Here is an 11,442-nt window from a genome sequence, read left to right on the forward strand (position 1 = left end):
AGGCTAGTATGGCAGATAGAAAAACCCCTTTACATATGGTTAGAAACATCGGTATCGCCGCTCACATCGATGCCGGTAAAACTACGACCAGCGAAAGAATTTTGTTCTTTACGGGCATGAGTCACAAGATCGGCGAGGTTCACGACGGCGCTGCTACGATGGACTGGATGGAACAAGAAAAAGAGCGCGGCATTACGATTACGTCTGCGGCGACTACTTGCTTTTGGAAAGATCACCAGATAAATTTGATCGACACTCCGGGTCACGTCGACTTTACTATCGAAGTTGAGCGTTCTATGCGCGTTCTTGACGGTGCCGTTTCGGTATTTTGCTCAGTCGGCGGCGTACAGCCTCAGTCTGAGACCGTTTGGAGACAAGCAAATAAATATCACGTCCCAAGAATCGTTTTTGTAAATAAAATGGACAGAATCGGCGCAAATTTCTTTAACGTCGAGTCTCAAATCAGAAACCGCCTAAAAGCAAATCCAGTGCCTATTCAAATTCCTATCGGTGCAGAGGATAACTTTAGAGGCGTGGTCGATCTTGTTAAGATGAAAGCTTACGTTTGGGAAGACGACAAGAAACCGACCGATTATAAAGAGATAGAAATACCTGCAGAGGTAAAAGACAAAGCCGAAGAGTACCGTGCAAAGCTAATCGAAGCGGTTTCTGAAACCGACGATAGCTTGATGGAGAAATTTTTCTCAGGCGAGGAGCTAAGCGAAGAAGAGATCAAAAAAGGGATCAAAGCAGGCTGCTTAAGAATGACGATAACTCCGATGCTTTGCGGAACGGCATTTAAAAATAAAGGCATCCAGCCCCTACTTGACGCAGTCGTAGCGTATTTGCCTGCACCGGATGAGATCGAGGCGATCAAAGGCGTTTATGAAGACGGCAGCGAAGTAACGGTAGAAAGCACTGATAACGGCGAATTTGCGGCTCTTGCGTTTAAGATTATGACCGACCCGTTTGTTGGACAGCTTACCTTTATCCGCGTTTATCGCGGTAGCCTTGAGAGCGGTAGCTATGCTTACAACACCGTTCAAGACAATAAAGAAAGAATCGGCCGTCTGCTAAAAATGCACTCAAACAAACGTGAGGAAATTTCGGTTCTTCACGCAGGAGAGATCGGTGCGGTTGTGGGTCTAAAAAATACTCTAACAGGCGATACGCTTGCAAGCGAAAAAGACAAGGTTATCCTTGAGAAGATGGATTTTCCTGAGCCGGTTATCAGCGTTGCCGTAGAGCCAAAAACTAAAGCCGACCAAGAAAAAATGGCTATCGCGCTTCAAAAGCTAGCTCAAGAGGACCCAAGCTTTAGAGTAGGTACCGACGAAGAGAGCGGCCAAACCATTATCAGCGGTATGGGCGAGCTTCATCTTGAGATCATCGTAGATAGAATGCTACGCGAATTTAAAGTTGATGCCGAAGTAGGTCAGCCGCAAGTTGCATACCGCGAGACTATCCGCAAAACAGTCGAGCAAGAGTATAAATACGCTAAACAATCAGGCGGTCGCGGTCAGTACGGACACGTATTCTTACGCCTTGAGCCGCTACCTGCGGCTAGCGGATTTGAGTTTGTTAACGACATCAAAGGCGGTGTAGTTCCTAAAGAGTACATCCCTGCGGTTGAAAAAGGCTGCAAAGAGGCACTACAAAGCGGCGTACTTGCCGGCTATCCGGTCGAGGATGTTAAAGTTACCCTATTTGACGGTAGCTACCACGAGGTCGACTCATCTGAAATGGCGTTTAAGCTTGCCGCTTCTATGGGCTTCAAAGAGGGTGCTAGAAAAGCGGGTGCGGTTATCCTTGAGCCTATGATGAAGGTTGAGGTTGAGACACCTGAAGACTATATGGGCGACGTTATCGGCGACTTAAATAAACGCCGCGGTCAAGTAAACTCTATGGACGAGCGCAACGGAAGCAAGATCATCACGGCTTTCTGCCCGCTAGCTCAGATGTTTGGTTACTCTACAGACCTTCGCTCTATGACGCAAGGTCGCGCGACGTATTCTATGGAATTTGACCACTACGAGGAAGTTCCAAAGAACGTTAGCGAAGAAATTATTAAGAAAAGAAACGGCTAAGCCGAATTTAGCGGGGATGCAAATCCTCGCCTTTAAATTTAGTTTTTCATTTTACCTATTGCGGTAAAAACAGCTTTTGTTTTACAAAATTTTGACGTATTTTTATTTTTTGTCCTCATAGCTCAGCTGGATAGAGCGCAGAATTCCTAATTCTGAGGCCGTGAGTTCGAATCTCGCTGGGGACATTCTTTTGGAATATACGAATTCAATCTCACTTTTTTGTTGAGTATTTGTTGCTTCTTAAACATAATATAGATTTTTAGTTATTTTTTTGATGCCTATCGTGTCTATTCTTTAGCTTGCAAAAATAAAAAGCTATCTAAATTTTCTGAAACAAGTATTTGTGATATGTTATCGTAGCTATATGGATACAAATTTCTTAATGCAATCTAATATATAATAGTAAGAAAATGCAGATAAATTATATAATATAAGCTAAATATCTTATGAATATAATCCATAAATTATAATTATTCAGCAATCATCAGTTAATCAAATAAAAAATCATTTCCCTCCTTTTTTAGAAAATTATGGTATAATTGGCGATAGTATTCTGTAAAATAGAACACTAAACATCAAGTAACTTTAAAGGAGTCCTTAATGGCAGTAACACAAGCAGAGGTTGCGCAGCTTTATGTGGCGTTATTTAACAGAGCCCCCGAAGGCGCTGGATTCAAGGCATGGATTAATTTCGGCCACAACAAAACACAGGCCGAGATAGCCCAATTAATGCTAGAATCCCCGGCAGCTATAGAGTACTATGGCGGCAGAATAGACCAAGACAAAGACTATATAGAGCTTATCTATAAAAACATTCTTGGTAAAGATTACACAAAAGATCCTGATGGTATTAACGCATGGGTTAAGCACCTTCAGCTAGGTCATTCAAGAGGCGAGACTCTTGTAAAACTATTTGAAGTAGCTCAGTCTGCTGAAGCTAAAGCGGCAGATCCGGTTGCAGCTAAAATTTTCGAAAACAAGACGGCTATTTCAGCTTATATGGCTGAAAAAATCGCTAACATAGAAACAAGTGTTTCTGGAAGTTATGATTATAAACCGTTTCAGGAAATTATAAAAACTACGACTGATACCAATTTTGAAGAGCAAAAAGCAAAAATAGATGCCCTTGCTGCTTCTACGGTACATACCCTCACCACTGAACCAAACGATCTTACCGGTGGAGTTGGACAAGATATTTTTAATGCAGTTGTGGATTCGTTCGTTGCTACAAATACCCTTAAGCCTACCGATAAAATCGATGGCGGTACAGGTGAGAATACTCTAAATGTTACCGTAAAAGATAATTTTAATGGTATGACTACCGGTTTTATCAAAAATATCGATAACCTAAATTTGACAAGCACCGCTACAACTCAAAAAACTTTCAATGCTCGCAATATAGAGGGCCTTAAGAAAGTAAGTTTAGATAGCCAAAATGGTATAAATTTCATAAATCCTCACAATTTAGTCGATTTAACCATTGAGAATCTAAAAAGCAGTACAGAGTCGTTTAAATTAAATTATAACACCGGAACTATCGCTGGCACAAATGATACGCAAAATTTAACATTAGATAATGTAAATTTGCATAAAAATGCTATAGATAACGTGGTCGGCGTTGCAGGTACAGGTATAGATATCCCGAATATCGAAAATTTGAATATAACTACAAAAGGCGAGAAAAGTACTGTATTTATAAAATCAGGCGATAATACAAACCACTATAAAACAATATCTGTTAAAGGTACTACCGATGTTAAGCTTATGGTGGAAAGCGATCGCTTAGAAAAGGTCGATGCTTCTGCTTTTACTCACAATTTAGAGTATGAGTTTAACCCTAGTCAACACACTCCTATCGGTGCTACAAATGTTATAAAAGGCGGCAGCGGTAACGACACTATAAAGCTTGACTTTAAAGATGTAGACGCAACAAATAAAACAAATTTCGATATAGACGGCGGTGCTGGTAAAGATACGTTAAATATCGAAAGATTAAAAGCAAAAGAGAACAAATTTACCGTAAACAACATAGAAAAGGTAAATATACAAAAAGTAGACACCGGTACGGCAAATGATACTGCAAGTATAGATTTTGCTGGCTCAGACGTAACGGCTCTTAACACCACAAAAACAAAGAGCAACCTAGTAGTTACAAACTCTACTATAAAAAGCGTTACGGTAGACAAGCCTGATCCGGAAAATACCGATGTAGCCTCTGGCCCTTACGGTAGAGTCGAGTTTAAAAACGGTTATTTACAAGAGATCAATATAACAAACACAATCGACCCTCAAGACGTTAACGGCAATGCTATCATAAATGCTGTTACTCCTGGACTTCGCAGCCAGGTTACAGCTTATGTAGCTGCTGACGAGAGCGAAAGAGTAACCGTAAACGTAGATAAAAACGTATATGCTCAAAAGATCGGCGGAGCCGGCGCTACCGCTGCTTGGGTAGACTCAAACAAAATGCATGCAAACGAAGGTATAGGCATCATAGCTCCAAAAGCTAAAGATATAACCGTAAATTTCAACTCTATCGGTACATATGGTAATAGCGTAGCTAACATTACGGGCATGAGCCTTACAAACATAGCGGTTCATGATCTATCTTCTACTATTCCGTTGCCACCGAAGACTCTTGAGAAACTAACCGTAAATTCAAAGTCAAGCATTCTAAGTAACCTAGATGCTACTTTCTTTGAGAAGCTAAAAGCTTTCAACATTAATACCGATGACAACTTTGACGCTTACGGCACTAGAGAGTTTAATGACATCGAGCAGATCAACGCTAGAGGTCTTGCTTCAAATAATATCAAAACCGGTAATGTTTATTTCGTGGATAACATAATCGGTAAAGGTACTTCAGCGGCTGCTGCTGCTACTCAGTCTATAGCCATCACTGCTGAGCACCTAAATTCATTTAAGGCAAGCAAGGGTATATTTACAAAAGGTTCTATTTCTGTAACCTTGAATGACATTGGCGGTAACGTCGAGATGGTAAACGGCATAAACAATATAACCACTGCTGCAAACAACCCGACTACCGGTTCTACAATGAAGGGCTATTTTGATTCCACTCCTACGACTTGGAACTTCCAGTACGCAACAGCTGATAACTCTATCGTTACCGAAGGTACGTTTAGCGTAAACGGTAACAACATTACAAATCTTTTGATAGGTAATATAGCTGCAAGAGATATAGAGATCAATCCTGGCAATGCAAGAGGCAATGTTAGCATTGCAAGCGGCGGCGGACAGTATACTAGCTCATCTTCGTATACGAATTCGGTGGGTAAAGTCGGTAACGACAAAACCATAAACAATACGATAGATATGTCTCAAATGGCAGGCTCATATAACATAGGCGAGCTGTTTGGACAAAATGTTAATTTCAAAGGAGCTGTATTTACTAGGCCTACGTATTATAGCCCTGAAATAGACACCGGACTAGCTAGCGATAGATGGAATACCGGTCAAGGCTCAACTCCAAATGCGATTAAAGTAAATTTCGGCGGAGCTAGAACCGGAACAAATCCTGGAGATAAGCAAGATGTCGTAAATCTTAACGTAAGCGGCGTCCAGACCGGTGAGAAAACCGATGTTTATGTCAAATTTGATGACGGTACGGCTTCTCCTAACGACCTTAAAAAATTTGTCGCTAAGGGCGAAAACATAAACCTTATAGTAAATCCTAAATTTAACACTGCGACTACTTCAAAGCTAGAGACTATCGATCTAAGCGAAGTAAAAGCAGGATCTACTTCGTGGGTAAATCTATCTACCGTTCCTTATAGCACGGATACGACGAGCCATAGCGGATCTACTAATTCAGGTTATAGCACTTGGCACAATAGTACCGCAAATCAAGGTTTCGGCAATGCAGGCAACTCAAATCTAAAAAATCCTCTTTCAGACAACTACGGCACCGCGTCTACAGCTAACTTTAAGGCTACTTCAACATTACCTGATTTTGGTACTAGAGCTGGCGTTACTGGTAACGATGTGCCTACTTTCAACGGTACTAAGTGGAGCCATAAAAATGTCGACGGAACAACTACAAACTTAACAAGACCGTCTACTGAACTAGTAAGAGAAAAGAGTGACCTAGGCACAAATGCTCACGAGAAACTTAAGGAGATCAAGGGTACTCAAGGTAACGACGTGGTATTGCTAGCTAACGATATGGCTGCAAATAACGGTACCGGTAAGCTAAACGTAGATCTAGGCGACGGAGACGACATCATCCACGTAGGTACTTTGGCGACAAACACCGAGATCATCATCGACGGCGGCAAAGGACGCGATCTGTTTGACGTAAGTAGAGCAAAAACCGATGCTAGCGTAAGTAAAATCGTAACTATCAAAAATATTGAGGCTGGCGATAGAATCAAACTTGCCGACTGGTTTGCGCACGGCTATGATCCTAAAGACCCTACCGGCGACAACAAAGATGCTGTTTATACAAATTCGCAGTTCCATACTAGAAACGCCACGGATATCAAGGTAAAATTCTATGACTATAACCACCCTGGAACTACAGGCGACAATAACCCGGCTACAAACGGTAGATATTTCCATACCGAGGTTGCTAATAACAAACTAGCTAAAGACGTCCAACATGTAACTCCTGTCTACGATAAACCTGTAGATATCACCGGTAGTACCGTAAACGGACAAAACGATACGTCTACAACCCCTCCAAGTAGTAAAGTAACCGGTTATGAATACTCTACAAACACTAAACCTACTATACTCCCTGGCGTAGAAAAAGGCGTAGTATCTCAATCCGGTACAGACGGTCATGCCGGCGGTGACAGATATGAGTATACTGCTAAATACGGCGACCTCGCATGGCAGACAGGTACCGCTACAAATGACAAAACTATCGTAGCGAGCGGTAGCCAAAATATCTCCGTGGGCGGAAAAAATGCGGACGGTCAGTATGCTACTGAAACATTCCTAAACGGCGCTACAAAACCGTTTGTAGAGACTGGTTCCGCTCCTATTACGGCTGACTTGTCTACTACTAAGAGCACTGGCGTAAGTTTAACGGGCGTTAGCTATAATAGTGTTCCGAGCAATTGGATCTCAGGTCACTCTAGCGGTACTCCTCCAACCGGCACAACATGGGTTGATTGGACCGTTACGAAAGTCGATGGCACTACGGCTCAGTATCATAACCATACTGGCAACATTGCGTCCGACCCTACTGCTTCGGTACCTGCAGCCACTTGGCGTTTAAATACAGACGGTAAATTTTACGAGCTTGGCGCAGGGCAAAACCAACACACTATCGTGAACGGCGTGCTATATTCTAACGAATACACCGATGCTCACGGTGTTCACGGTACTGCCGGCGCGGTTCTTGGCGGTACGCCTATCTCGGCCCACGGCAACGTAATCATACAAGGCTCAGGCGTAGCGGGACAAATAGGACCTGCCGCAACGGCGCCTACTGCTACAAACCTAAGAAAAGCCGTCGTCATAGAGACGTCCAATACAAGCGATAAGTATATAAGCAATATCAGCAGTAGCGATAAGTCTATATACGATGCGCACAATATCGTAAAACTAACCGTAAACTCTAAACTTACCGATTTGAGTACGGTTGCCGGCCTAGATACTCTAGTCCAAGCGGTAAATCACGCCATAGCTCACAATAGACTATGGAATGATACTACTCAAGTTAGAGACGACGGTCTTAGATTTAGCGCGACTTACTATAGCGATGCAGACGGCGCTACTACGTGGGGTCAAACTGTAAGCGGCTATGTAAGACACATCAACTGGGGTGGCGGCGATAACGGATATTACGACGCTCACAACGATAGACTATATGCGTTCTCTTGGAAGGGCGATACATACCTAGTTTATGATAAAAAAGCTGTAGCTGCAGGCACTACCAATTCGATAGGTACTGAAGACACTATCGTAAGACTTGCCGGTGTAAACCTAGAAAACCTAAAATACACCGTTGATCCTGAAAAAGGTACTATCACTATCGATAGTCTCGATCAGGCTTAATCTTCTCTCAGGCGGCTTATGCCGCCTGATTTTTTATCTGACTTTATCTTCGTATTATTTTTAGTAGTTTTTTATTTTATAGCCCTTAATCCGCCCAAACCCAACCACACCAAATTTGATTTTATTTTCATTCCACCCCTACCCCGATATAATCACGTCTTTAGGCTAAATAAATCTTTAAATATTACTAATAAATTGCAAATTACACCTTCATTTAAGCTTATTCTTTAAAGTTAAGTCCTATAATAACACTAGCTAAAATAAATTTAATCTAAGGAGGACGCCCAAAAGACGCCAAAAGTAATAAAGGTATTTAGAGTAGAGTCGTAAATTAAAGATTTACAAGTAGATAGCTAACATAAATTTAAAGGAGAAGCTATGAAAAACTCAAACGTTTCAAGAAGAGATTTTGTTAAGTTAAGTATGGTAGGTGCCGGAGCTTTAGCTCTAGGCGGAGTAAATGCGCAAGCTGCGGTTAACGCTAAAGACGTCAAATTCGACGAAGAGTGGGACGTAGTAATCGTCGGTTCCGGTTTTGCAGGACTAGCAGCCGGTATCACCGCAGCCGAAAAGGGCAATAAAGTCCTAATCCTAGAAAAGATGGGACGCGTAGGCGGTAACTCCGTTATTAACGGCGGAATATTTGCCGTTCCAAACAGCGATAAACAAAAAGCCGAAGGCATCAAAGATAGCAACGAGCTATTTATCAAAGACTGCCTAAAAGCCGGCCGCGGACTAAACCACGTAGATCTCATCGACACCATCGCTACTCGCGCGCAAGACGCATATAAACTAACTCTAAAATGCGGCGCTAAATACATAGATAAAGTTACTCACGCAGGCGGACACAGCGTACCTAGATCGCTTCAAACCGCTAACGGTTCAGGCTCAGGTATCGTTCAGCCGATGGTAGAATACTTTAAAAATCTACAAGGCTGCGAGCTAAGACAAAGAGCTAAATTTGACGAATTCGTCCTAGGCGAAGATGGCGGCGTAGACGGCGTGATCATCAGAGAGGATTATAAATTTGATCCAAAGAGCCAAAAAGACGACGCTGAAAACACTACCGGAACTAAAAAGACTATAAAAGCTAAAAAAGGCGTAGTACTGGCTGCGGGAGGATTTTGCCGCGACGTATTCTTTAGACAGGTTCAAGACCCATCTATCCTACCTACTACGGATAGCACCAACCACCCTGGCGCAACAGCAGGCGCTATGAAAGAGGCGTTTAGAATCGGCGCAACTCCAGTGCAGCTAAGCTGGATACAGTTTGGTCCATGGGCATGCCCTGATGAAAAAGGCTTTGGCGTAGGCTCTATGTTTAACGTAAACGGAAGTTTCCGCTACGGAATTTCAGTAGATCCAAGAACCGGCAAACGCTATATGAACGAGCTAGCGGACCGCCGCACCCGCTCTCAAGCTATGTTTAAAGTAATCGACGCAAAAGCGGATATCTATCCTATCAACTTCTGCGACTCTGAGGGCGTAAAAAATATGGTCATACCTGAACACTACACTAAACCGCTGGAATCCGGCGTACTAAAGAAATTTGAGACCCTAGACGAACTGGCTGCGGCTTATAAAATCCCTGCTGACGAGCTAAAAAAGACGGTCGAGAGATATAACAGCTTCGTTAAATCAGGCAAAGACGAAGACTTTGGCAAACCTATGGATAAAACCACTACAAACGGCGTAGATATCTCTAAACCACCTTTCTACGCTATGCGCGGTACGCCAAAACTTCACCACACTATGGGCGGTATCGATATCAATACCAAAGCTCAGGTTATCTCATTGCAAACCGAGATGCCGATCCCAAGATTATTTGCCGCAGGCGAGATCACGGGCGGCGTACACGGAGCTAGCCGCTTAGGTAGCGTAGCGATTGCTGACTGCTTAACGTTTGGTATGATAGCCGGTGAGAATATAGGCTAATTTGAGGCGTCTTTTGGACGCTTTTTGTGGAGCTTGCTAAAATTTTGCTTGGCAGACTAATTTTTGCTTCGCGCTGCTCGCAACTGCAAGCAGAAGTCTAGCCTGCGCAAAATTTTAGCCGCGCAACCCCAAAAATCGCCTCGAAATACTTGCAAATCTTATTTCGTATCGCAGGTCAAATTTAGCCTGCGATACTTTTAAATTTAAAACATAAAATTTACCAAATTTCAAAATCAAATTTTGCTGTGTAAAATTTGATTCTACATCATCTTTCTTAACCCAAATTTCGCTACAATCTCTCAAATTTTATCAAAGCCAGGAGCTAAATTTGCAAAATACTCAAAAACCTAAAATCCGCTGCGACTGGGCAGAGAAAAGCGAGCTAGAGCGCGTATATCACGATGAGGAGTGGGGCAGGCTAGTAAAGGACGATGCGAAATTTTTCGAGCTCATCGTGCTTGAGGGCTTTCAAGCAGGCATCTCGTGGCATGCCGTGCTGCTTAAGCGCGAGGCGATGCGAGTGGCATTTGATGGATTTGACGCACGCAAAATTTCGCTCTACGGCGAGGAGCAGACGGCAAAATTTATGCAAAATCCAGCACTCATCAGAAACCGCCTAAAGCTAAACTCGCTCGCCGCAAACGCCCGCGCATTCCTTGCCGTCGTAAGCGAGTTTGGCAGCTTTTACGACTATCTTTGGGGCTATCTTTTGCCTAAATTTGATCCCAAATTTGACGGCAAGCCCATCGTAAATCACTACGAAAGCCTAAAGCAGATCCCTGCTACCACGCCGCTTGCAGAGTTTATCGCAAAAGATATGAAAAAGCGCGGATTTAAATTTCTGGGACCCACGAGTGCCTATGCGTTTTTGCAAAGCGCGGGCGTAGTGGACGATCATCTGGACGCTTGCTTTTGCAAAGGATGCAGATGATGCCTGTGCGGAAGCGAGTTTTTAGCTACATCGAGGAGAAATTCGGCTCTCAGGGCGAGCGGATATTTGACAAGCATCCCGAGTTTGCCGTGTTTCGCCACGCGAAAAACCGAAAATGGTTCGCCGTTTTTATGCGCGTGGACGGTGGCAAACTAGGACTTAAAAGTGCTCATGAGCTAGAAATACTAAATCTAAAATGCAAGCCCGATCTCGCGGCGATTTTGCGCGATGGCGATCAAATTTTGCCCGCCTATCATATGAATAAAAAGCACTGGATCAGCGTAAATTTAAGCTCCAAAATCGCGCCAGGGCAGGTGGAGGATCTGATAGATCTTAGCTTTGAGCTGACGCGGTAAAATGCCTAAAAGAGCCCGTTTTAGCTAAGCGCTTTTTCTGATTTTGGCGAACCCGGCTTGCTAGAGAGCGGCTAAATTTGGAGCTAAATTTAACGCAAACTCTTTGCGC

5 protein-coding genes and 1 tRNA gene are annotated in these 11,442 nt (G+C 43.1%); all 6 read left to right on the forward strand.

The genetic code is table 11. The features are described 5' to 3' along the window. Positions 1-8 precede the first annotated feature (8 nt). The 6 genes from fusA to CSHOW_RS02645 all read left to right on the forward strand — a co-directional run bounded on the left by fusA (position 9) and on the right by CSHOW_RS02645 (position 11,333). Entirely contained in the window at positions 9-2,087 is a 2,079-nt protein-coding gene (fusA, locus tag CSHOW_RS02620) for an elongation factor G (protein ID WP_002947586.1), read from the forward strand. A 111-nt stretch (positions 2,088-2,198) separates the two neighbouring features. Beyond that, positions 2,199-2,272: transfer RNA gene (locus tag CSHOW_RS02625), tRNA-Arg, on the forward strand. A gap of 415 nt (positions 2,273-2,687) precedes the next feature. Continuing rightward, positions 2,688-8,111 carry a DUF4214 domain-containing protein gene (locus CSHOW_RS02630; protein WP_002947584.1) on the forward strand — a complete coding sequence of 1,808 codons (5,424 nt, stop codon included), beginning with the start codon at positions 2,688-2,690 and terminating at the stop codon, positions 8,109-8,111. A 378-nt stretch (positions 8,112-8,489) separates the two neighbouring features. Next, entirely contained in the window at positions 8,490-10,046 is a 1,557-nt protein-coding gene (locus tag CSHOW_RS02635; protein ID WP_002948649.1) for a flavocytochrome c, read from the forward strand. 328 nt (positions 10,047-10,374) lie between these two features. Further along, positions 10,375-10,977, forward strand: coding sequence for a DNA-3-methyladenine glycosylase I (locus CSHOW_RS02640; RefSeq protein ID WP_002948210.1), 603 nt, complete (start codon positions 10,375-10,377; stop codon positions 10,975-10,977). Next, a complete protein-coding gene (locus tag CSHOW_RS02645) occupies positions 10,974-11,333 on the forward strand; it encodes an MmcQ/YjbR family DNA-binding protein (protein ID WP_002948212.1) in 360 nt (119 codons plus the stop codon). The genes CSHOW_RS02640 and CSHOW_RS02645 overlap by 4 nt, the downstream gene beginning before the upstream one ends. The last annotated feature ends 109 nt before the right edge of the window (positions 11,334-11,442 follow it).

It is taken from the genome of Campylobacter showae, assembly GCF_004803815.1.
GTDB lineage: Bacteria > Campylobacterota > Campylobacteria > Campylobacterales > Campylobacteraceae > Campylobacter_A > Campylobacter_A showae.

Bases quoted from the DNA above. Each gene is read 5' to 3' on its own strand.
- fusA (WP_002947586.1), top strand. From the start codon at position 9: ATGGCAGATAGAAAAACCCCTTTACATATGGTTAGAAACATCGGTATC.
- CSHOW_RS02630 (WP_002947584.1), top strand. From the start codon at position 2,688: ATGGCAGTAACACAAGCAGAGGTTGCGCAGCTTTATGTGGCGTTATTT.
- CSHOW_RS02635 (WP_002948649.1), top strand. From the start codon at position 8,490: ATGAAAAACTCAAACGTTTCAAGAAGAGATTTTGTTAAGTTAAGTATG.
- CSHOW_RS02645 (WP_002948212.1), top strand. From the start codon at position 10,974: ATGATGCCTGTGCGGAAGCGAGTTTTTAGCTACATCGAGGAGAAATTC.